The organism is Cyanobacterium sp. uoEpiScrs1, from assembly GCF_947331815.1.
Classification (GTDB): Bacteria; Cyanobacteriota; Cyanobacteriia; order Cyanobacteriales; family Microcystaceae; genus Rippkaea.
In genome coordinates this window covers 2,260,327-2,283,995 of the sequence record NZ_OX373462.1, presented here as the reverse complement: position 1 = coordinate 2,283,995, position 23,669 = coordinate 2,260,327, and the positions used below count along the sequence as shown (strand labels likewise).

Sequence of the window (23,669 nt, the reverse complement as noted above, 5' to 3'; positions counted from 1 at the left end):
ACTATTTAGCTTTAGGTTAAAGCCAGTTTACAGTTCCTCCAGTAATTTATCAACTTGCTCAACTCCTTTAGTATTATCTTGTTTCTTGTATAATTGACGAGCTTGTTTCAAAGCTTTTTTTGCTTCTGTTTTTCTTTTCCTTTCTTTATAAGCTATGCCGAGATAATAATATGGTTCTGGAGTTTCTGGTAACATACCAATCAATTCTCGATAGGTAATGACGGCTCCTAGATAATCTTCTGTTGCTAATTGCATCCTTCCTACTCCAGCACGGGCTTCTGTTGAACTAGGATATAAGTATGTAATCCGTTTATAGGTTTTGAGAGCGTGGTCAAATACATCTTGTTGTTCCAACAGTCTACCAATTTTTAACTGAATTTTAACTACTCCTGGAGCAAGTTTTTCAGTAATTTTTAATTCTTTAAATGCCTGTTCAACCTCTCCCTTTTCTAATAAGGCGGTTGCAAATAATAACCTTAAATCACTATTATTAGGGAACCTTTTCACTGCATTATCGAGATACTTAATCGCCTCATCAATTTGCTTTTGTTGAATTAACGAAGATCCCATGATATTAAAAGCTTCTTGATTGCGGGGATCAAGGGCAATAACCCGTTTATAAGCTTGTGCAGCTCCTTCATAGTCATTTTGACGTAACAAGACAACTCCTAAACCAATATAATTTTTGGCTACTTTAGGAGCAAGTTGAATTGCATAATAATAAGCCGATGCCGCGTTAGCATTATCACTAATATTAGCTAGACTAAACCCTAGGGCATAATAAAATTCTGCATTATCGGAATCAAGAGTGACCGCTTGTTGATAAGCTTTAACAGCTTGTCTATAATTTCCTTTCTTTGCGTATAGAAAGCCAATTCCCGAAAAAATTCTGGGATTTTTTTCATCGATAATAGCTGCCTTTTCATAAACTGCAATGGCATTATTATAATCTTTAGCATCTACATATTCTCGACCTAAACGGAGGAGCTCTTTTAGCTGATTACTTTGAGAAGATTTCTGGACAATAAGTTGAAAGGAGAAAGGACTAGCAATGGCTGGAGATATTAAGCCACTCACTAATATGCTTATTATCCAGGGTAGAGTTGTCTTTAGGAACATAGTATTGGAACTTTTGCGACAATTGTCCACAAGTCTTTAGCTGTAAACTATACTAACCTAATTACTTTATGATCAGTATTTACTACAATGTTTGTCAATTTATATAGTCAGGTTGTATTAAGGTAATTATCCTATTTTTTACAGTCAGTTAACTTACTCAAAAACCACCCTAATAATTATTTTAAGTATTCTCAAAGCAAAAAAGTATTGTCAGGACGTGAAATTATAATCCATTAGTCCAGTGGTAGAGATTTTTGCATTGACTAGAGCTAAAACTATATTACTTATATTTTACAAGGACTATTTTAATCCTTTTCAACTAAAGAATACCCCAAAAATTTAGCAAGCTTATAGATATATCCCAGTATCAACTAGCCATATTTATTAAGTATAAGTAGTGTACAAAATACTCTATAGTTTATTGTTTTAATAAGACTTTTTTTGTACAGCTATATACCTTTATAAGAATGCAAGTAAGATCAGATTGTAAAGTAGCTAAATATTATTTATATCAATAAGTATTTATCCTAACAGGGTAGACAGTATAAATTAATTATTAGAATGAAAACTATTATTCTACATCATTGAGAAACTCTTCAATCTCTTTATCTCTCAAACTATAATAATGAATAGGAGTAGAAGACTCGGTAGCTACTGAGTCCCAGTCTCTAGATTTATCTTCCTTAATATCTTGTTTTAATTTTTGAACTTCTCGTTCTAAAGATTCAATACGGTCTAGCAACAATCGTACTACTTTTGCTTCTGAATCAGGAAGATTATTATGCCCTAAAGGATTCACTCGAACCCCTGATTGATGAATTATGCGTCCTGGAATTCCGACCACAGTACAATCGGAGGGAACATCTCGTAGGACCACTGATCCTGCACCAATTCGGACATTGTTACCAATTTCTAGATTACCAAGAATTTTGGCACCCGCCCCAACTACTACATTCTTACCAAGAGTAGGATGACGTTTGCCTGTTACTTTGCCAGTTCCTCCCAAAGTAACTCCCTGATAAATCAGGCTATTATCTCCAATAATGGCAGTTTCCCCAATAACTACCCCCATTCCATGATCAATAAACACTCCTTGGGCAATTTTTGCTCCCGGGTGAATCTCAATGCCGGTCAAAAAGCGACCTAGATGGGAAATAAATCTGGGTATAAAAGGACAGCCAAGGCAATATAGGAGATGAGCAAAACGATGGCAAACTAAGGCTTGTAGACCTGGATAACAAACAAGGACCTCTACCCAATTACGGGCTGCGGGGTCACGCTCAAAGATGATGCGAAAGTCAACAATGAGAGAAGATAACACCGAGGGTCTCCTATTCTAACAATATAGGTCCTTATTCTATCCTAATCCTATTATTATCTCGAGAGATTTCTATCAACAAGGAGTCAAAGTTATTAAAGTAATATTATTAAATACACAACTTTTCTCACAATTACCATATCTACCTATATGTGTCAGAAATAGTATTTAATGTTGTCAACTTTGATAGCTATGTATCTTAAACAAGCTCAAATAAGTCAAATCAAAAGAGCTATAAAGATGAACTGATATAAAAAAAACAAAGTCTACAAAAAATAGAAACCAATGTAGAAGCTGTAGTAATCATTTAAAACTCTGTTAATCTTTTTTCTTTATACGCCAATATATTCGAATTCCTTACAACAAAATTTTTCTAACTCAATGCAATATCATTGACGTGAGCGCAGCAACTATTAGGAAGAACAATTAACGTCAAATTATATTATAACTCGTTTACGAGGCGAGGGAGAGGTTAGGAAAAACCTAGTTACTGCTTATATTCATTGTACTCTAAAAAAAGACATCGTCCCCCAAAAGAAGCGAACATGAATATAAACTGTCTCCCTCGTTGTTCTTATAGAAGTCTACATTTTTAACTTGTCAAATATATCAAAAGATATCTCAATCACAAGTGGCGCAAATATGTGATTGGAATTTGATTATCTTAAAAATTATTCGACTTCAACAATTTGAAAGCCCATTTGACATTGATAATGTTTTGGCTGATGAGTGTCCAAATTTTTATCAAGAGAAGACCTACAGCCGAGTGTTCCCTGTTTCCAGCGAGGTAATCCCTGATGATCCGCTAACAGACAGTCTTGACAGACTGTCTGTGCTGATAAAACATTTTCCTGAGTCAGGATAACCAACATACAATACCTCCACCGCTCCTCAATATATATTGGATATATTGTAGTAGATTAAGTAGTAAGATCTAACTTCAATTCCCTAAATCGCCACATAGCTTAACTATTTTCTACGAAGTTTCTAGATAACTCTTAATTAGAGTATTAACCATTTTAATCTCTATAAATTATCTGTCTTCATGATTTTTATTAGGATTCTTAAGTTTTTCTGGCTTAGTTTGCCGCCAAATTTAAATTTACTATAATGGATGGTTCTGGGATATTGTTTTCTAACATAAAAAGGATTAAACAACAGTGACTAATACTAACTTAGATTTCTTAGCCCAAAGTGATTCAGTAATGGCTGAAATTATTCACTTAGAACTTCAACGTCAACGGGAACATCTGGAGTTAATTGCGAGTGAAAATTTTACTTCTCCGGCAGTTTTAGCAGTCCAAGGTTCTATATTAACCAATAAATATGCAGAGGGACTACCACAAAAACGTTATTATGGTGGTTGCGAATTTGTGGATCGTGCGGAACAGTTAGCTATTGACAGGGCTAAAAAGTTGTTTGGGGCAGCTCATGCTAATGTCCAACCCCATTCGGGGGCACAAGCCAATTTCGCTGTCTTTTTAGCTCTTCTAAACCCTGGCGACACCATTATGGGGATGGATTTATCTCACGGAGGTCATTTAACTCATGGTTCCCCTGTTAACGTTTCTGGGAAATGGTTTGAGGTATGCCACTATGGAGTTAACCCGGATACAGAAAGGCTTGACTATGACCAAATTAGGGAGTTAGTTCTTAAAAAACGTCCGCGAGTGATTATTTGCGGCTATTCTGCTTATCCTAGAATTATTGACTTTGAAAAATTTAGAACAATTGCCGATGAAGTAGGAGCCTACTTAATGGCTGATATTGCCCACATTGCAGGATTGGTAGCTAGTGGACATCATCCTAATCCTGTTCCCCATTGCGATGTTGTAACGACTACTACTCATAAAACTCTCAGAGGACCTAGAGGAGGGTTAATATTAACCCGTGATGTTGACCTAGGGAAAAAATTTGATAAAGCAGTTTTCCCAGGAATTCAAGGGGGTCCATTGGAACACGTAATTGCGGCAAAGGGAGTCTCCTTTGGAGAAGCTCTCAAGCCCGAATTCAAAGCTTATTCAGGACAGGTCATTGTTAATGCAAAAGTCCTAGCCAATCAATTGATGACACGGGGGTTTAAATTAGTATCAAACGGTACAGATAACCATTTGATGTTAGTGGATTTACGATCTGTAGGAATGACTGGCAAAGAAGCTGATCGCTTAGTTAGTGAGATTAACATTACTGCAAACAAGAATACTGTCCCATTTGATACTGAATCGCCTTTTGTCACCAGTGGGTTACGATTGGGAACTCCTGCATTAACAACGAGGGGAATGAAGGAAGAACAATTTAAGGAAATTGGCGATATTATCGCTGATTTTATTCTCTCTAAAGGAGAAGAGCAGGTTAAACAAAACTGTTTAGGTAGAGTTAAATCTCTATGTGACCACTTCCCGTTGTATTCTCATGTGACTATTCCCATCTGAGCATTCCCATCTCCGTTTTAGCCTGACTTTACTTCTGATTTCTAAGGTCGTTTACACCCCTAACGAAAATAGAGTAACGTGGGGTAAACTTTTTCAAATGTGACTCCCGGCGCGTTAGCTAAACTCATGCCCATCCCACCAGCAGAATTATTCCATATTGTTGCTTTTCTGATTGCTATGATTGTCGTTTGGTCGATGACTCCCCTCATCAATCAAATTGGTTTAAAAACAGGTTATGTTGATAAACCTAATGGGCGGAAGATGCACGAACGTCCTATGGTGCGTTTAGGGGGAGTATCTATCTTTACTGGAACTATTACCGCGTTACTAGTGGTTTGGGGGTTAGGGGGGTTTGGTTGGCTCCCCCCCGATAAAGAATGGGAAATTTTGGGGGTAACCTTAGGAGGAGTATGCTTTTTTCTAATTGGATTAGCTGACGATCTATTTAATTTAAGTCCTCTGTCCCGTTTGATTATCCAAACAGTTGTTGCCAGTGCTGCTTGGGGAGTCGGAGTGCGTATCGATTTCTTTTCTATTCCATTTGGGGGGTTAATCCAGATTAATGATGGATTAAGTCTTTTACTAACGGTCATTTGGTTAGTAGGGATGGCTAATGCAATTAATTGGATTGATGGATTGGATGGTCTAGCAGCTGGAGGATGCGGAATTTCTGCTGTTGTGATGTTGGTGTTAACTCTATTTATGGCTCAACCTGCTGCCGCTTTAATTGCTGCAGCCCTTGCTGGAGGAGCATTAGGATTTCTTCGTTATAACTTCAACCCCGCTCAAATTTTTATGGGAGATGGTGGGGCCTATTTTATGGGATTTACCCTTGCTGGAGTAGGGGTAATCGGTTTGGTAAAAATAGCAGCTGTGACGACGGTAGCAGTAACAGCAGTTCTATTACCCTTTTTGGTATTAGCTGTCCCCATTGTGGATATGTCAGCAGTTATCATCTCACGTTTAAGTCAAGGAAAATCTCCTTTCAGTGCTGATAAACGTCATTTACATCATCGTTTAATTAATGCAGGTATTTCCCATCGTTTAACGGTGTTGTTCATCTACTCGTTGACGTTATGGGTGGGAAGTTTGGCCTTAGGATTTTCCAATATTCCTAGTGGTTGGGGCTTTGCTACCGGATCAACCTTTTTGTTGGTGTATGTAGGCTGGCAAGCGTGGAGTAAGAGTCGTAAAATATAAGAAGAAGTACGAGAGTAAAAGAAAAAGAGAAAGAAAACTTATCATTAAGAATGGTAAGCAAATGACTTTGAGATAATCAAAACTAAATTAAGAAAGCTGTCTTATTGAGTTTGATAGAAATAATAATATTGATATCAACCACGATTTTTATTAGATAACATTGATCATATAAATAATAGTCATAGTTATGGTTGGAGTTAAAAATATTAACAACTGCCTAGTACTAAAATTTACAAATTATATACTTCGTTCTACTTATGTAGATTAAACTACGGCAGGTCCAGTATTACTGCACACTTACAGAGGTAATGATTAAAAGTTAAATATTCTTTAAATTAAATTTAAAGCAGACAATAAAATTTATAAATTATTTAAATCAATAGTTTATAAATTTTTAAACCTAAATAGATACCCCCAGGGACAATATGTCCTAAATCTGTGCAAATCTAAAAAAAGATTATAAATATAAATTCTAGTATCAATTATGTTACGTATACGGATATAGATAGGTGTTTTAAAAAGCTCTAGTAAAATTTTTCTATCGATAACACGTAAACTCCTTAGTTATTTTCTAAACGATAGCTGGTCCACTATCATGGTATCAGTTTTTATATTTACATAATATTTTGAACAGAGAGTAAATAGCAGAAAAACTATCACTAGAAATACAATTAGAAATATAAGAAACTAGAGGGACACTGTTCACAGTGTATTTATTGCACAGATATCTGTAAGTAATTCCGCTAGGGCAATAGATTCCGATCAGACTATCATGAGTTCTCTAAAACTTTAAGGCTGATAAATCATCTCAAGTTAAAACCAATAACATTCTATTGTTTGTTAGTAGTTCTAATAATGCTAGAGGATCAGTAATAATTAACTCTACATAAAGATTATTAAAATAGATTTGATGTATTTATGTATGATTTTTACGATAGGCTCTCTCCACTATCCCATCATGGTTAGTTATTCACAATTTTTTGATATTTTCTATCGTAAAACTGACCAAAACATTGCCTTTTCACTTCCTCTCTAAATTAGTATATTCCTTGGATACTAATTTAGACATCATGACTGGGCAAAATAGTACTCCGTGGCAGATAAATTAATCTGCACTAAAAAACTGTCATCTACCATCCGGAATAAAGGCTTTGCTATAAACCTATATTCCCTATTGCCATAATTTGCATCTTGTGGTGAAACGTAATTAAATGGACTAAAATATGATTAATCCTGTAGACATAAAGATACTAAGCGTTAGTATCTTTATATATTAATAAAATAGGTTTACGTTCTTGATTACTCATCATATTTATTAACGAGATAAAGAGAAACAAGAAAAATATCAACTATCTACATTTGAGACAGACGTTTTACTGATTCACCGCCTAACAACTGATGAGTTTCTACCAACAAATCAGGAATTTTATCTTGATGGGGGCTATGAATTAAACATGGTTTTAAATCGAATTCCTTAACTCGCTCAGCATTTTGTCCTGGAAACCAGTGTCCTCCATTTCCTAGCAGATTGTACCTCATAATTCCATAGTCAATCATATCATAGGCAAGTGCTAAATTTCTCAGCCATAGAATTACCGGGATATTAATATTCCCTGGCGTTTGATCTTGACTTGGCAAACCAAGATACCAAGTTTTATACCAAGTTTCTCCCAGAGTTTTAATACATTCTTTTTCTAACTTTTGAAGAATTATAGTTAATATTTTATGAGGATTATCTAAATAAGATAATGTCTTTAAATGTTCATCAAAATCCTTAGGGCAAGAAGCTCCTACACTCAATGTATGAATTTGAGGATGAGACAAACAAAATAAGTCATTAAAGACTATAGGACTTAAAGGTTGGCAGAGTTCTACTAACTTTTGTGGGGGATCGTAGAGCTTACCGCCCTTGTCAGAAGGACTAATAACAAATAGTCCCATATCATGTTTCTCTGCAGCTTTTACAGCTTTCCAATTATCTTGATTGATATAATACCAATGTAGATTAACATAGTCAAAATAGTTAGTATTAATGGCTCTAATAATAACATCTGTAGAACCATGCGTTGAGAAACCAATAAATCTTATTTTTCCTTGTTTTTGTAATTTTTTAGCTTCTTCTATATAACCCCCTGGACGGACACAAGATTCGAGAATTTCTAGGGTATTAATTCCATGAATTCCTAACAAATCAACATAGTCTATGTTTAGTAATGATAGTCCCTGATTGAACTTACTGTTGAATTCTATTATTCCTCCTTTTGGAATAACTTTTGTTTGAATAATTAATTTTTCTCTAGGTAATTTCGGTAAAATCTGTCCTAATTGTACTTCAGATGTACCATAAGCTCGAGCCGTTTCTATATGATTGATTCCTATCTCTAAAGAACGACGAATAGTTTGTTCTAAATTATGCTGATTATCATTAGGAATATCTTTCAAAGGAAAATCTTTCCATTTATATTGATAGCGCATTCCACCACAAGAAAAAATAGGCATTTTAAATTCAGTTCTGCCAAATCGTCTGTACTTCATAATATTTTTAGATGATGCATCTATAATCTATAGTAGACAATATTAACTTCCCTAGACTAAGTAAATAGAACTGGTAGCTAGCAGTCTTTAAAATTTTTATCTCAAACGTATTCAGTACAGATCATCGTTAATTCGAGAGTCCTAGGCAATCAACTTAATAGACTTCTTGCAAAACAAGGTTTTTAATCTATTTCTATAAAAAATAAAATATAAATAGATATTTTTGGTGTCAAAAAATATCTATTTATATTTATTGCATTCTGTAAAATTAACTAAAAATCACTATTTAATTAATTATTGACCTATTAATGATAACTTAAATTAAGTTAAAAAACAAAACAAAAGGATTCTTCGAATATTACAAATAAAAATGTATAAGTTGACTGCCAGAAAGCTAGAAGTAAAAACATTATTCTGATTTCAGAGAAGTGTATTAAAGAGTGTTAAGTTAATAGTTGCTTACTTACAAATTATGATGGATACTTAAACTAAGTGGCTATTCACTCTTTGCTACAATCTTTTGGACTTATTGGAGTAACTTTAGGGTTAGACAAAATTCAAGCTCTATTGAAATCCTTAAATAACCCCCATCATTGTTTTCCTATTATTCATGTTGGAGGAAGTAATGGTAAGGGATCTGTTTGTGCTTATATTGCTTCTATATTAACCGAAGCTGGTTACCGGGTAGGACGTTACACTTCTCCTCATTTGGTCTGCCCCACAGAGAGAATTTGTATTGATAATAAACCTATTTCTGAAACAGACTTTGAAAAGATTATTGTTAAAGTTAAAAACTTAAGTCTTTCCTATAAAAACCAACCAAGTATATTTGAGGTAATGACTGCAACAGCGTTGGCTTATTTCGCTCAAAAAAAAGTAGAGGTTGCTGTTCTTGAAGTGGGACTAGGAGGACGGCTAGATGCAACTAACGTTTGCAATAACCCTTTAGTTACAATTATTACGTCTATTAGTAGAGAACATTGGCAAGTATTAGGTCCAACACTAGCTGATATTGCTTATGAGAAGGGAGGTATTTTAAAACCGAAATGTCCTGCTATTATTGGACAACTTCCGTTAGAAGCAGAAACAGTTATTAAAACCCGTATTAAAGAATTAAATTGTCCTTCTTTATGGGTAAAACCTGCCTTATTAACCAGAAAAAATTGGGGTCAATACCAAGATATTAGCTATCCCTTACCTCTATTAGGAAAAATTCAATTAATGAATTCTGCTTTAGCTATCGCAACATCAAAAATATTACAAGAAAAAGGATGGAAAATTTCATTATCTGCTATTCAAAAAGGAATGAGAAATACTCAGTGGCCGGGAAGATTACATTGGATAAAATGGCGTGGTGTTTCTATTTTAATTGATGGCGCACATAATGGAGCCGCTGCCGCGGCTCTGCGAGAGTATGTAGATACATTACATAAACCTATTACTTGGGTAATGGGAATTTTATCAACAAAAGATCACGATAAAATTTTTGAAGCTTTGTTGCAACCACAGAATAATTTGTACTTAGTTCCTGTTCCTGATCATCAAACTGCAAACCCAGAAGACTTAGCATTATTGGCAAATAAAATTTGTTCTCAGTTGAATGATATTCAAATATTTTCTAATGTTTTTCAAGCGTTAGACAGAGCTGTTGATGATGCTGAGCAGACAATTGTCCTTTGTGGTTCTCTTTATTTGATTGGTTACTTTCTTAAAGAAACTTTTGCTATGAGTCCTGTTAATCAGATAAAATGATTAACTAAAGTAAATTATTAAATAAATAATTTTATGGGATTACAGAATTTGGTTACTTTTATATATAAACGAGGTCTAACTTTTATAATCATTTTTTTATGTTTTTTGCCTCTAACAAGTTGTACTACAAGAGAAAATACTAATCAAGCAGTTTTTTCTTGGATAAGTGATCCTAAAACTTTTAATGCTGTACTTAATAGTTCTTCTCCGAGTATATTTCAATACACTTATGAAGGGCTAATTTCAGAAAATCCTATCACTGGTATTAAAGAGCCTGCTTTAGCGGAGTTTTGGGAAATTTCTGATGATAAATTACGAATTATTTTTACTTTGAGAGAAAATTTAAAATGGTCAGATGGTGAACCATTAACGGCTGACGATGTTGTCTTTACTTATAATGACTTATATTTAAATGAAAAAATACCTAATAATTATCGAGATAGTTTTCGTGTGGGACGGGAAGGAACATTTCCTAAAATTAGAAAACTTGATAGCCGGCGTATTGAATTTCAAATAAATGAACCATTTGCACCATTTTTAGATAATGCAAGTGTCCCAGTTTTGCCGGCTCATATTTTAAAAAAAACATTAACTGAAAGGGGAAATAATGGCAATCTAGCTTTTTTATCAACTTGGGGAACCGACACACCTCCTGAAAAGATTATTGTTAATGGACCTTATAAACTAAAAGACTATATAACAAGTCAACAAGTTGTCTTTGAAAGAAATCCTTTTTATTGGAAAAAAGACAAACAAGGAAATCAACTTCCTAACATTGATAAGATTGTTTTTGCAATTGTAGAATCAACCGACACATCTTTATTACAATTTCGTTCAGGAAGTTTAGATTCTATTGGAATCACTCCTGAATATTTTCCTTTATTAAAACGGGAAGAAAGTCGAGGTAATTTTACCATTTACAATGGAGGTCCTGCTTACGGAACTACATTTATGTCATTTAATCTAAATAAAGGTAAACGAGATAGTAAACCTCTAGTAAATCCTGTCAAATCAGAGTGGTTTAACAACTTAAATTTTAGAAAAGCAGTGGCTTATGCTATTAATCGTCCCCGTATTATCAATAATGTTTATCGTGGATTAGGAGCGCCTCAAAATACCCAAATCTCTGTACAAGCTCCTTATTATAATGAGTCTGTTAAGGGCTATGAGTTTAATATTGATAAAGCAAAAGAATTGCTTAAAAAAGAAGGCTTTTTTTTAAATAAAAAAGGGGAACTTTTTGACAAGAAAGAAAATCGAGTCCAATTTAGTTTAATTACCAATGCAGGAAATAAAATTCGAGAAGCAATGGGAGCGCAAATTAAAGAGGATTTAAGAAAATTGGGAATACAAGTCGATTTTACTCCCTTGGCATTTAACGTACTAGTTGACAAGTTAAGTAATTCTTTGGATTGGGAAGCTCATATTATTGGATTTACTGGTGGAAATGAACCTCATGCTCCTAATATCTGGTATACTGATGGTAACTTACATATGTTTAATCAAAAACCTCAGGCAGGACAAAAACCTATTACTGGGCGAGTTGTCGCAGACTGGGAAACGGAAATTGAACGATTATATTTAATAGGATCACAAACATTAGAGCGAGAAAAACGTAAAGAAATTTATAGTAAGGCACAGCAATTAGTCTCGCAATATGTTCCATTTATTTATTTAGTTAACCCTTATTCATTAGAAGCTGTTAGAAATCGCTTTGAAGAAATTGAGTATTCTCCATTAGGAGGGGCATTTTGGAATATTGAAAATATTTCAGTTCGATAAGTTAGTGAATAAGAGAGTTAAAAACTAAAATTAGAACACTCTGTTACTAAAACAGATAGCATTTATTTAATGACAGATTTTACGAGTATAACTCTGCTGCTATACCTGAGTTGTTAGACTTTAATGATATGTAGTGAACTGGCAGATTCGGAATAATTACACAAAAAACTGTTCAATCAAATATATTTCTCAAATAAGCATCTGACGTCGGTTGATTAGTTAAATAAACTTTTCAAAAAATTCTTTTTTATATAAAGCTAGCCAGATCTCAAAATTCAATTAAATTATTAGTAGATATATAAGGTTTAATTAGTCAAGAAAGACAATATACTAAATATTGGTTAGTGCTGGCATCAGTTTTCTAATTAGTTAATTAGTTGATAGATATTTTTTCCTTTCCTTGTCTTAAATTTTACCCTTAGTGTTGTTAATTATTTATTATCATATTCTTGCATTACACACTAATATCTGAATAGATAGTTGAAAAATTTATTTTTTTATAAAACTAGCTAATATTTTGCTGCCTCTGGCTATTAAAGATAGTTATAGTGTTTACATATCTTACAAGTTTTCAAAAAAATTAGCATCTTAATTTCTATGGAGTATTTATCCTTAAGTATCTTTCAATTAGTAAAATAGCCACAATGTCATCAATAGGACGAGAAGGAAACCTCATGCTAAGAGGAATTATTCGAGTAATTCCTTGCAGTGGATACATTTTCCAATAGCGATCACGAGCCTCTAAACTGGTATTGCGTTCATCAACCATTTCAATAGAAACAGAAGGAGAAAGTATACCTTCTAATTGCTTTTTCCACTGTTTAGATGTTGTTTGGTTACCCATTACTAATAATGTAATTGGGAACTGTTGACAAAGAAATTGTAAAGTGGCGATTACCTCTTCAGAATTAACTACTTGATGATAGGGGAATTGTCCTTGCTCATTTCTTACTGCAATACCACATTTATCTCGTCCAGGATCGAATCCAATAATCATTCTAAATTTATTCAAATATTAACTATTAAATAGTAACTATTAACTATAAACTATTCAAGTACTTAAAAGAATCTCTCCATCCTTAATCCCAATTAAGCGAATTTTAAGAGGTCCAATGGTATATGTTTCTTCAGCTGCGATTGCCTTAACTTCATCTAGTCCTTCTTTTCTAGCACTAATTTCTTCAATGAAATTAACAATAGTTTTTAACCGTCCGTCTTCAATCTGAATATTACCCACTACACCAGCACGACGTGCACGAAATTGGGTTACTCCTAATAGGATATCAATACGTTGTTGAATACTTTCTTCAGTCATATTAGATGTATCAATAGAAACTCTCGCAATTGTCTCTTCTTGATTAAAAATCTTTTGGTTAACTACGATATCAGCGAAAACTCTTACCTCTTTTTCTCCTTCTACGTAATTACCAGCCGAGATAATTCTTACAACAAAATTTTGATCTTCTTTAAGTTGTTGAGTTAATTGTTGTACTTGAGCTTTAGTGATTTTAACTACCCGTTCTGGCGGTTGAACATCTCGACTACCAACCGCCTCAATAGCTGACTCATTAGCACGTCTAAGTAGTTCATCTACAACTTGGAGAACTGCATTAGGAGAAACAATTCTAACGGCTCCTAGTGCTAACACTTGGCCTCGAACAATAGCGATTTGACGTTCTCGTAATTCTTGATAGGTTTGATAGTGTTGTTCTAAGACTTGAACTGCTCTTTCAAGATACGTTAATTGAGATTCCAACTCATTTAGTTGGGATTCTCGACTTTTCAAGGCAGCGTCTTTTTGGTTTATCGCCTTATCAAGTTTGGCAATTTTACTATCTCGTTGTTCTATTTCAGTTTGTAATTTATTTTGTTGGTTTTCTAGAGATTGTAAACGAGTCTCAAGTTCTTGTAAATGAGTTTGTCTCTCTTGAAGAATTTGATTCTGAATTGCAATTTTTTCCTGACCTTTTTTGAGTTCTTCATCTCTAGCACGAACTTGTTCATGAAGCTGGGCAATTTGTTTGTCAAGCCTAGTTTTGCTCTCTAAAAGTTCTTTGCGTTCCTTAAGAATAATTTGAATATCTTTTTTTAATTTTATTGCTTGATCAGAAACCAGTTTTAGTTGATCATTGGCATCTTCAAATTTCTCATTAATGGACTTAAGACGTCGTTGAGCAAGATTTTGTAATTCTCGAGCAGTTTGTAAGTCTTTTGCTACATCTTGTTTTTCTCTAGAAACCTTTTCTAAATCAGCCTGAGCTGTTCGTGACTGTTCGAGAATTTCATCGAGACGAAATAGCCCTTCGCGCAATGACTTACTAAAAGTGAATAAAATACCTAGAGTAGAGCCAGCAATAAGGGTTCCGGTTAATACTGTTACAACAATAGCTGTATCCTTTGGGCGGAGATTCCATAAACGGAGTCGAGCCTTACCTACTTTAGTGCCTAAGCGATCGCCCAATGCAGCGATTAAGCCTCCGAGGATAAGAATCGCTACAATTAAGATATAAGCACTAGTCATTGGTGATCAAGAATGATTGAATGGGTTAGGTAAATTGTTGACTTAGGGCGACAGGATTATGAACAGTAATTTTTTTCTTATAAATGGAAATCATCTCTTCTTGACGCAAATCTCCCAAAAGGCGAGTTACAGTAACACGGGTCGAACCAATAGCTTCAGCAATCGCCTGATGAGATAACTTTAAATCAATACGAATCCCCTCAGAAGTAGGAACTCCAAAATCCCGACACAAAATCAATAGAAAACTGACAAGACGTGAACCCATATCGCGGTGTGCTAAGGTTTCGATCATCATTTCTGTTTGTAAAATCCGTGAAGATAACCCTTGAAGCATCAAAATAGACAAATCAGGCTCTCTTTTGAGAGCTTGCTCTACTTGTTCTATTGGAGCAGACAATAATTCTACACGAGTAAAGGCAACTGCATGATAAAAGCGATCTGAGCGTTGCCCTGTAATCAGGGATAACACTCCGAAAACGCTATTCTCGCGCAACAAAGCCACAGTAATTTCTTCCCCAGCTTCGTAAACACGGGAAAGTTTGACTGCTCCTTTTAATAAAAAGTAGACTCTTTCGGCTGGATCACCTGGAAAAAAAATTGTTTTACCCCGTTCAAAAGATTCAACGAAAGGGGGATAGGCACCGCCACCAATGCGGCGAAAAACGGCTGCTAAAGGTTTATCTTGAGATAAGGATGCTTCCATCACACTTGAATATTAAGGACGGTAAGTATAGACTCGATTAAACGGACAGGTGATTATTAACTTCAGTATAGACACAATACTTTAATCTATCTTCAGAGGTGGTTTTTGCTACGTTTTGCTTCACAATGTTTTTATTGGGATAAGAAGTTCTCAGTTCTGTGAAGATTATACCTATTCATCTTAAACAGTGGGAGACTTCATTCGCTAAAAATTGCACAATTGTTGATAATAATTATGTTAGATCTCACCGGAAAAAACGCACTAGTAACGGGAATTGCTAATAACCGCTCTATCGCCTGGGGTGTTGCCCAACAAATTCATAAAGCTGGGGCAAATCTTGGTGTTACCTTTTTACCAGATGAAAAGGGTCGTTTTGAAAAAAAAGTACGGGACATCGTAAAACCTCTAAACCCCTCTATTTTTGTCGGCTGTGATGTTCAAGATGAAATCCAGATGAAGACAACCTTTCAAACAGTAGCGGATACTTGGGGTAAACTCGATATTCTTATTCATTGCCTAGCCTTTGCAGATAAAGAAGGATTAACAGGCGACTTTAGTGAGGTATCCCGTGAAGCCTTTTCTAAATCTTTAGAAATTAGCACCTTCTCCTTAGCCAATATGGTTAAATATGCTAAGCCCTTAATGACTGATGGAGGAAATATTGTTACTCTTACATATTTAGGTGGGGTGAAGGTAATTCCTAACTACAATTTAATGGGGGTAGCTAAAGCAGGCTTAGAAATGAGTGTACGTTATTTAGCGTCTGAATTAGGCTCCAATAACATTCGTATCAATGCTATTTCTGCAGGTCCTATTCGTACTTTAGCTTCATCGGCGGTAGGGGGTATTCTCGATATGATTCATCATGTTGAAAAAGTTGCTCCCCTTAAGCGAACTGTCACCCAATTAGAAGTAGGTAATGCGGCGGCTTTCTTATGTAGTGATCTCGCTAGTGGTATTACAGGACAAGTACTTTATGTAGATGCTGGTTATGAAATCATGGGAATGTAACTTACTCTTAAGATAAATTTGAATAAGAAAATAGAGAAAGACAATGAGCATAGATGAGCTAAATTTAGCTCTAATTTCCCAATACTAAGGACAGAATCTGTTTACAAGTCTTCCCACCGAGATGTATACAGTTCATATATACATCTCGGTGGGAAGACTTGTAAACCAAAAAACTGTTCTTACATGAAACTTGGAATGAAGTACATTGGAAAAACTATAATTTTTTAGGTAGTTTCCCTCTTTTTTTTTTATTGTAATACATAATTTTTTATAGATTATGCTTCTACCTCATTTTTTATGAACATTTTTTAAAAGTAATTAAATTAAGTTTTCAGTTTATTTTACTGGTGTCACACAGAGAGTCAATAAGATTAATAATTTACTCTATTAGTCTAATTTAAAAGTATCCACGTTAAGCTATTTCTAAGGTGACTTATAGAGAATTACTTATCAACGTATCATGGACAATACTAGAATAAAAATAATAGTAATTTACGACGACGATCCTTAAATCTGATGCTAGACTACATTGGAATATATTATCTTTTCAATTTAATTAATTATAAACTATCATAAATTACTCTAACATAGTAATAGATTCTAATAATGACTGGGGCGAAATATAACTTTTTTATTAAAGTATGATCTTTTTAGATAAATAGATAAATCATAAACTATTTACTAGTAAATATCGTAATGTACTGAAATTTTTATGGGAAGTGTAATATTGATTTATGGTTCTTCTGTTCGAAGATTAGTAGCCGGCAACCAACATAAAAAAGGGAGCGGTAAAAGAGTAGAAAGATTAGTGATGATGACTAATAGCCAAAGGCTATCAAAATTGGTTTGTGTTATACCTAGCCATTTAGTTAATAATGCTCCTAATTCATGGGAGACTAACCCTGATAGGTTAAGAATAGACATAAGTAGGGCAAAAAGAGTAGCTTCAATGCCTTTAGGACATAAACGAGTAGATAAAACAAGGATGGGCATGAAGGTAATTTCTCCCATAACTGTGAGAACTAAACTATCTCCTAAACTAAACCAACGATCACTAATTCCTATCACTCGATTAGTATGAGTTACTAAGAGTAACATCGTCATCCCTAAGCTCGAAGAAATGAGAATACCACAACCCAAAATACGCTGAAAAGAAACTGTTTTAAGGAATTTATAGTATATTCCAATACCGACTAGAGTAGCTAGACTAGTGACCAGGCGAACTAGCCCTAAAAATTCAGGACCAAATCCTAATTCGTTAGTAATAAAGAAAAAGAAAGCTGATTCAGCATTGGGTGTTGCTTGCCAGATGAAAATAAAAACAACAGGAAATAAAATTGACTTTTGTTTGAAGGCTTTCCAGAGTTCTTGTAACTGTTGCTTAACTGAAGGCTTCCTAGAAGATATTTTATTTACACAATTCTGGTTAACCGATTTTTCAGTAATTAACCCAGCAACCATTACAACAATTAAGGGAAAAATAGCAGTAATGATAAAAATCGTTTGACTACTTAGACGTTGCAACAACCAGCCACTTAAATAAGCGGTGATTACTCCTCCTAATGCAGAAGTACCCCAGGTTAAAGATTGCAAGGAACCTACTTGTCCTAGAGATTCTTTTCTTGCCCTTTCTACTACTAAAGAATCTACAATAACATCACTAATAGCGATAGATACAGAAACTAATAGTAGACTGACAGTAGCACTCCAAAGGTTGTCCACAATAGTTCCTAGCATGAGCCAGGCAAAGCTACCTAATACTCCCGACAGGATTAGATAAGGGCGACGGCGATAACCAAAGATAGGTAAACTATCGGAGATAAACCCAAATACAGGTTTGATTACCCAAGGTAAAGCAGCAATGCCGGTCAGGGCACTCATTTGAGCAGGGGGTAGTCCTAAATTTTCTTTTAGAAAAAAACTAATCGCTAAACGGGCTAAACTTAAGATTCCTTGGACAAAATAAACAGTTAGAATTCCCCAAAGTTCGGGAGTAGATTTATTCCCTAACAACAGCGCATTAATTAATGTGTTTTTAATTTGACTGAATCTGGGTAAAGCAATAATCATAGAATAAATGTTTTGTTAGCTATTGTATTAGACAATAAATCACAATAAAAAGGTAGATATGATAATTATTTCTATTGTTTTTGCAAAAATAAAATTAATGGATAGCTTTCCAGTTATTAAAATAGAGAAACAGAGCTGATAATTTGTTTAAAAATTTTGGAATGCAATCGGGAAAATATTTGAGTTTAATTATAATTACGACAAAGATTAATATTCTATTTAATTGTACCTATAAGAGGAAACGAACATAGTCTTATCCTAAGACTATGCCCAATAAAATTATTCTGTTGATGATAGTCAAGGTAGTTTACTTAGGCTAATTATACTAGCTCCTAATTTTATACAAAAAAAATAGTCAATAAACTCCAAACATAATTAAAATTAATCTTGATTAAATAAATATTTTATTAAAGGTATTAAATATCTCTTGTAATGGGCTAAGTATTTTTTACTAAAATGGACTTTATCTTAATTATTACTTAATAATATACAAAAAAATTTAATAATTTTAGTTCAAAATAGTAACTTTAGTATTTTGGTAGTACCTTAAAACTTCTTCGACTAAAAGAGGGATATTCTTGGATTTATTAAAATCTACTGAGACTTCTCTTTCTATAAAAAATTACTCAAATATTTTGATAATATAGACAATTATTCTATATATTTGAATATATACCTAAAACATAGTCTTACTTTCTAACAATAAAAGTTTAGACTTATCCTTTGCTAAAAATATAGACTCTGTCATTGATTATCAAAGTACTATGATGTGAGAATAACTATAAAAATTTAAATATTTTTTCTGGTTTAGATTTTTTTAAAAAATAAAAAAGTAATCTATTTATTAACTATATCAAAAAATTATGTAAAGTTAATGCCATTAAATTATTAGCAACAAGAATTATTTTTGTAATGTATCAATGAAACAACATTACAACGATTAAGTATTTATAATTTTAAAAAATTCACAAAGTAATACTGTTAACTTTCTCTTGTAATAATTTTACCAAAAATATTTTAGGGGATCAAGCTAATGAAATAAATAATTTCAAAGGCTAAAAATATAAAAATAGATTCTAAGTAATTATAGACATAATTTATCTCTTTAGACAGCTTTCCCAGTAAAGGGAAGAAATAATAATGCAATAATTTGTAAATTATGTCTAAAAACTGTCATTGAGATAAAAATATTGAAGTAATCCCCATTTCTATTCTTGTTTAAACATATATTAGAATAAGTCAGTGCAACACCTTTTTCAAAGTTAGTGAAGTTAATAAATTAACTAATAGTGTTAGCTATGTACTAATACCCCTAAACCAATTAGACTAATGCCAATTAGTTTACGTTCTTCAATTTTTTCGTGTAAAATATATTTAGCTCCAAACATGCTTATAAGATAAGTCAAGGCTGTTGCAGGACGAACAAAACTAATATCCAACCAAGTCAACACACTAATAAAACAAAAAAAAGCAATTCCCTGACAGGCAATACCACTAATAATCATAGGATTAGTAATAATTTTAATAATTAACTTTAACATTGAATTAAAGGTTAATTCTTCTATTTTACCGATCTTTTTCATTCCTAGCGCTAAGAGTAAATCTCCTGCAGAATCAGACAAAGAAATACCTAAAACTATTAACCAAGATTTAGAAATAGCTGCATTAAATGGAAATAAAAACAAAGGTAAATTTTGGGGAGTTATATTTCTATTATGAGAAACTTGGACAGTTTTACTATCACTTAAACCAACTAAAAATACACCAAAAGCAATTAATAAAGTACTTGACCATCGCATTATCGAAATTTTTTCGTCTAAAAGTAACCAAGCGAATATACCATTCAATACATAACTTGAGGCATGAATAGGTAATACATAACTCAAATCTAAGTCAGAAATTGCTGTCAAGTAAAGACCTAATGAAATAATCAGAACAATGATACCTAAAATAATCCAGATATTACTTAAAATATAAGTAATTAAATGAGGTATGATTAAGGGATTAGAAAACTCAAAAATTCCAAAATCCTTCATTCCTCTACTAAGTAGTATATCCCCAAAAACTTGAGTGAATGCTAGACAAGTAAGTAAAATAAAAATCTTCACAGTTATCAATAAGTTTAGCGATTAGTTATTGATTGAGCTCTTAAATGAGATCATCAGCAATGATAATGATGGGGAATTATGTGAATAAGTGCCAATAAATTTAGAATTATTCTAATTAGATGAGGGTCTGAGTTTTGCTTCGTTTAACCACATTTGGTTATATAAGAGCTTTTATGGAAAAAATAGCAAGATAGTACGGTATCTAAAAGACACGTTAGCATCCGCATCCCAGTGCAATTGAAAGTTAGCCTACCTTCCAAGTAGTATGGAGATAGCTGACTCTCATTAGATTAATCGTACTCTCGTTACAATCAATGTACTACTCAGGATAGGAAAATACATGGGTTGCTATCTCAGGTCATACTCTCTCGTAATAATAGGCGGTATAGCAATAACCTAGATATTATTAAATCTGGAACGGTAAAGTAAGAAAGTTCTTTGGATAAAAATATGCTACTAGTCTAAATAAATACAAACAATTCAAGCTGTGATTGCCACTAATTTGACAAACAACAAAGTGATTTGTTTTCATCAATATAAAAAGGTTGGAACATGTCATTAATTTAGTTTAGTCGCTAATTTATCCATTTCTAGTTGTACCTTATTGTAATCGTGACGCAGAGAGGTTTGCACAGACACAGGCAATTGTTCTATTCTAATCATTGCCCGTTCAAAATATGTGAAAGCCTCTTGAAGATTTTCTGAATCTTGATTTTTTATCCCTATATTAAGAAGTATCTGACCTTTAAGATACTGAACTTCAGGATTGTTAGTATTACTTTCTAGTGCTCGATCAATAGATCTTAGAGCCTTATCGTAGTCTTTTAGATCTCGATAGGCAGCAGATATGGCACGACTCACCATATAATCAGGGGCTGCATATCGTTCAAAACGAATAATTGCATCTTCTGGACTGGAAAACGGTAGATTAACAGCTAAAATCAAATCAAGATAGCCCTTCAGTAAATTTAATTCAGGATCATTTGGGTCCTGTTTTTCTGCTTCATCAAGGTAACTAAACACCTGAGGAAGTTTATTCACTGCTCCAATGGCCCCTTTTACTTTAAATGTATAAGCTCCTTCGAGAAAATGTCCTACAGCTAAATAAAGATTTCCTCGTAAGGGATCTTCCTCAATTAGTCGTCTAGCAGCTTTTAAGGTTTGTTGCGCATGAGTGTTCATGGACCCTAAATCTCCATTAGAATATGCCAATGACGCTTGCATAGCATGAGCTAAAGGTTCATTAACTTCTTTCTTAACTGCTTCTTCGAGGTAAGCTTGAGCTTTAGAATAATTTCCTTCATGAAAGACAGCGATAAAAGCCGCTTCTGTTTGATCGCCAATATTACGAGAATCATCCTTTCGAAAAGGGTCGCCAGCGAAAGAAGGTCCTCCCCAAATATTTAAGATAGCGGTACAGGCCATTGATATAGACAGGTACATCTGTTGAACTTTAATGAATCGCGCTATCATAACCTCACTCCTAACAACACAAAATTATAATTTTAGTAGCAGACACTGAGTATCGATATTGATGCTAACAAAAATCTGTCAAAATAAAGGAATCATTTCCAATTGTCTTTAGTATAGTCTTCTACCTTGCTGTTTGAATGCTCTACCTTAAAAATGTGACCTATCACCCTCCAGCAACCTTGACCCCTATTTTGAAGGAGACTAACCTAAAGCTTGCTCCTCAAGAGTTAGGTTTAATTATTGGACCTAGTGGTTCAGGAAAAACAACATTATTAGAAATAATGGCTGGATTAGTTGAGAAAACTAAAGGAAGAATTTTATGGAGAAATCAAGAACTTACATCCCTAGAATTACAACAATTAGGAGGGTTAGTCTTTCAATTTCCCCAACGGCATTTTTGTGGCCATTCTATTTTAGAAGAATTACGTTTAGGACATCCAGAAGTTCCTTCTTATCATATCAAAACTGCCTTGCAAGAAGTAGGGTTGGAACATATTCCCTTAAATCAGTCTCCCCATGCTCTTAGTGGAGGACAACAGCGTAGGCTGGCCTTAGCTGTACAGTTAATCCGCCAACCCAATTTACTGCTTTTAGATGAACCAACAGCCGGTTTGGATTGGTCTATGCGCAATCAATTAGCTAAGTTGTTAGCTAGACTAAAAAGTCACTGGACTTTGTTAGTTGTAAGCCATGATCCAGGAGAGTTATTCGCAATTGCTGATCGTTGTTGGAAGATTCACCAAGGACACCTAGTATCATTAGATACTGCTTTGTTTAAGTCCCACAAAGGTCAATGAAATATTTCGTTTAAGTCCCACAAAAGTCAATGAAACATTCCGATACTATACTCAATCAACAAGTTCAACGTTTATACAAACTCAATCTTTATCGTCGCTGGTTATCTATTATCTTGTGTTGGTTAACCTTAGGGTCCTTTTCTCTTTGGAAATTATGGGGAGAATTTAAATTATTGCATGAACATTTTACTTGGGTTGCACTACGTTACGGATTAGCTTTTAATTTACTTCCTACGTTAAGTTTATTTTTTTGTATTGCAATCACTGGAGCTGTTTCGGCTTGGCATAGCAGTCATACTATTCGTAACCTTTCTCCCAAAGAGAAAATTCGTCTTAAAAATCAGCTTAAAAAAATTCAACAACTTAAACCAAGTCATCCTTTACGGAAATGGGTTTGTAGTAGCGCAAAATAATTTGAATTGTACTGATTATAGCTATAAAAAAGCAAAGGGAATCAATAAAAAATGACCGCTAAAAAATAATCTTATTCATTAATTTCTGCTTATTAAATGCTAGTATCAGATAAAAATAATTACTTAATTGTCATTATTAAATTATGTATAAACATTTTTTCTTATAAAAAAATAATGAATTAGAGAAAGAAAGAGTTAAAAGTATTATAAATAATCAATTTAAGAAGAAAAACTTAGATTAACTAATAAACTATTGTATTGACTTATAAGGACAGAATAAAAAATAGATTTTCAAACAAAACTATGACAAAAATTTTTAAAATAAATACAATCATACCATTTGATAAATAGAGATAGTTATAAAAAATTAGACTATAATATAAAAGCAAATAATGTTTTGAACAAAAAATATTATTTGTTTGAAAAATCCAGACA

17 protein-coding genes are annotated in these 23,669 nt (G+C 33.6%); 7 read left to right on the top strand and 10 right to left on the bottom strand.

All coding sequences use genetic code 11. The annotated features are described in order from the left end of the window. Positions 1–27: 27 nt before the first annotated feature. The 3 genes from OXU93_RS07880 to OXU93_RS07870 form a co-directional block, all read right to left on the bottom strand. On the bottom strand, positions 28–1,077 hold the full coding sequence (locus OXU93_RS07880; protein WP_416378768.1) for a tetratricopeptide repeat protein: 1,050 nt from the start codon (positions 1,075–1,077) through the stop codon (positions 28–30). A gap of 613 nt (positions 1,078–1,690) precedes the next feature. Next, the gene (gene cysE, locus OXU93_RS07875; RefSeq protein WP_267383649.1) at positions 1,691–2,440 is read right to left on the bottom strand and encodes a serine O-acetyltransferase; all 750 of its coding nucleotides are present in this window, start codon (positions 2,438–2,440) and stop codon (positions 1,691–1,693) included. Between the two features lie 668 nt (positions 2,441–3,108). Next, complete coding sequence (locus tag OXU93_RS07870; protein WP_267383648.1) at positions 3,109–3,309, bottom strand: hypothetical protein; 201 nt, start codon at positions 3,307–3,309, stop codon at positions 3,109–3,111. A gap of 288 nt (positions 3,310–3,597) precedes the next feature. On the opposite strand from OXU93_RS07870, the gene glyA reads away from it, so the two are divergent. Continuing rightward, the gene (gene glyA / locus OXU93_RS07865) at positions 3,598–4,869 is read left to right on the top strand and encodes a serine hydroxymethyltransferase (protein WP_267383647.1); all 1,272 of its coding nucleotides are present in this window, start codon (positions 3,598–3,600) and stop codon (positions 4,867–4,869) included. A gap of 126 nt (positions 4,870–4,995) precedes the next feature. Further along, complete coding sequence (locus tag OXU93_RS07860) at positions 4,996–6,069, top strand: glycosyltransferase family 4 protein (RefSeq protein WP_267383646.1); 1,074 nt, start codon at positions 4,996–4,998, stop codon at positions 6,067–6,069. A gap of 1,353 nt (positions 6,070–7,422) precedes the next feature. Here OXU93_RS07860 and OXU93_RS07855 read toward each other — a convergent pair. After that, entirely contained in the window at positions 7,423–8,604 is a 1,182-nt protein-coding gene (locus tag OXU93_RS07855) for an aldo/keto reductase (RefSeq protein ID WP_267383645.1), read from the bottom strand. Positions 8,605–9,096: 492 nt separating this feature from the next. Here OXU93_RS07855 and OXU93_RS07850 point away from each other — a divergent pair, with 492 nt between their 5' ends. Beyond that, the gene (locus OXU93_RS07850) at positions 9,097–10,356 is read left to right on the top strand and encodes a bifunctional folylpolyglutamate synthase/dihydrofolate synthase (RefSeq protein ID WP_267383644.1); all 1,260 of its coding nucleotides are present in this window, start codon (positions 9,097–9,099) and stop codon (positions 10,354–10,356) included. Positions 10,357–10,389: 33 nt separating this feature from the next. Beyond that, on the top strand, positions 10,390–12,138 hold the full coding sequence (locus tag OXU93_RS07845) for an ABC transporter substrate-binding protein (protein WP_416378767.1): 1,749 nt from the start codon (positions 10,390–10,392) through the stop codon (positions 12,136–12,138). A 595-nt stretch (positions 12,139–12,733) separates the two neighbouring features. Here OXU93_RS07845 and OXU93_RS07840 read toward each other — a convergent pair. The 3 genes from OXU93_RS07840 to ntcA are packed head-to-tail and all read right to left on the bottom strand — an operon-like array spanning position 12,734 to position 15,362. Further along, positions 12,734–13,135 (bottom strand): pre-16S rRNA-processing nuclease YqgF, encoded by a 402-nt coding sequence (locus OXU93_RS07840; protein WP_267383643.1) that lies wholly within the window; start codon positions 13,133–13,135, stop codon positions 12,734–12,736. A gap of 54 nt (positions 13,136–13,189) precedes the next feature. Then, positions 13,190–14,659 (bottom strand): DUF3084 domain-containing protein, encoded by a 1,470-nt coding sequence (locus OXU93_RS07835; RefSeq protein WP_267383642.1) that lies wholly within the window; start codon positions 14,657–14,659, stop codon positions 13,190–13,192. Between the two features lie 25 nt (positions 14,660–14,684). Next, the gene (ntcA, locus tag OXU93_RS07830; RefSeq protein ID WP_267383641.1) at positions 14,685–15,362 is read right to left on the bottom strand and encodes a global nitrogen regulator NtcA; all 678 of its coding nucleotides are present in this window, start codon (positions 15,360–15,362) and stop codon (positions 14,685–14,687) included. A 234-nt stretch (positions 15,363–15,596) separates the two neighbouring features. On the opposite strand from ntcA, the gene fabI reads away from it, so the two are divergent. Continuing rightward, positions 15,597–16,373 carry an enoyl-ACP reductase FabI gene (gene fabI, locus OXU93_RS07825; RefSeq protein ID WP_267383640.1) on the top strand — a complete coding sequence of 259 codons (777 nt, stop codon included), beginning with the start codon at positions 15,597–15,599 and terminating at the stop codon, positions 16,371–16,373. A 732-nt stretch (positions 16,374–17,105) separates the two neighbouring features. Here fabI and OXU93_RS07820 read toward each other — a convergent pair. The 3 genes from OXU93_RS07820 to OXU93_RS07810 all read right to left on the bottom strand — a co-directional run bounded on the left by OXU93_RS07820 (position 17,106) and on the right by OXU93_RS07810 (position 22,024). After that, positions 17,106–18,443: a folate/biopterin family MFS transporter gene (locus tag OXU93_RS07820; RefSeq protein WP_267383639.1), complete on the bottom strand. Its 1,338-nt coding sequence runs from the start codon at positions 18,441–18,443 to the stop codon at positions 17,106–17,108. Between the two features lie 1,292 nt (positions 18,444–19,735). Then, positions 19,736–20,551 (bottom strand): EamA family transporter, encoded by an 816-nt coding sequence (locus OXU93_RS07815; RefSeq protein WP_267383638.1) that lies wholly within the window; start codon positions 20,549–20,551, stop codon positions 19,736–19,738. A 558-nt stretch (positions 20,552–21,109) separates the two neighbouring features. Further along, on the bottom strand, positions 21,110–22,024 hold the full coding sequence (locus OXU93_RS07810; RefSeq protein ID WP_267383637.1) for a Sll0314/Alr1548 family TPR repeat-containing protein: 915 nt from the start codon (positions 22,022–22,024) through the stop codon (positions 21,110–21,112). A gap of 137 nt (positions 22,025–22,161) precedes the next feature. Between OXU93_RS07810 and OXU93_RS07805 the strand changes: the two genes are divergently transcribed. Together OXU93_RS07805 and OXU93_RS07800 are read left to right on the top strand one after the other, a co-directional pair. Continuing rightward, a complete protein-coding gene (locus tag OXU93_RS07805) occupies positions 22,162–22,821 on the top strand; it encodes an ABC transporter ATP-binding protein (protein ID WP_267383636.1) in 660 nt (219 codons plus the stop codon). 29 nt (positions 22,822–22,850) lie between these two features. Continuing rightward, the gene (locus OXU93_RS07800; protein WP_267383635.1) at positions 22,851–23,234 is read left to right on the top strand and encodes a hypothetical protein; all 384 of its coding nucleotides are present in this window, start codon (positions 22,851–22,853) and stop codon (positions 23,232–23,234) included. The last annotated feature ends 435 nt before the right edge of the window (positions 23,235–23,669 follow it).

Bases quoted from the DNA above. Each gene is read 5' to 3' on its own strand.
- OXU93_RS07870 (WP_267383648.1), bottom strand. From the start codon at position 3,309: ATGTTGGTTATCCTGACTCAGGAAAATGTTTTATCAGCACAGACAGTC.
- OXU93_RS07860 (WP_267383646.1), top strand. From the start codon at position 4,996: ATGCCCATCCCACCAGCAGAATTATTCCATATTGTTGCTTTTCTGATT.
- OXU93_RS07855 (WP_267383645.1), bottom strand. From the start codon at position 8,604: ATGAAGTACAGACGATTTGGCAGAACTGAATTTAAAATGCCTATTTTT.
- OXU93_RS07845 (WP_416378767.1), top strand. From the start codon at position 10,390: ATGGGATTACAGAATTTGGTTACTTTTATATATAAACGAGGTCTAACT.
- OXU93_RS07840 (WP_267383643.1), bottom strand. From the start codon at position 13,135: ATGATTATTGGATTCGATCCTGGACGAGATAAATGTGGTATTGCAGTA.
- OXU93_RS07835 (WP_267383642.1), bottom strand. From the start codon at position 14,659: ATGACTAGTGCTTATATCTTAATTGTAGCGATTCTTATCCTCGGAGGC.
- ntcA (WP_267383641.1), bottom strand. From the start codon at position 15,362: ATGGAAGCATCCTTATCTCAAGATAAACCTTTAGCAGCCGTTTTTCGC.
- fabI (WP_267383640.1), top strand. From the start codon at position 15,597: ATGTTAGATCTCACCGGAAAAAACGCACTAGTAACGGGAATTGCTAAT.
- OXU93_RS07820 (WP_267383639.1), bottom strand. From the start codon at position 18,443: ATGATTATTGCTTTACCCAGATTCAGTCAAATTAAAAACACATTAATT.
- OXU93_RS07810 (WP_267383637.1), bottom strand. From the start codon at position 22,024: ATGATAGCGCGATTCATTAAAGTTCAACAGATGTACCTGTCTATATCA.
- OXU93_RS07805 (WP_267383636.1), top strand. From the start codon at position 22,162: ATGCTCTACCTTAAAAATGTGACCTATCACCCTCCAGCAACCTTGACC.
- OXU93_RS07800 (WP_267383635.1), top strand. From the start codon at position 22,851: ATGAAACATTCCGATACTATACTCAATCAACAAGTTCAACGTTTATAC.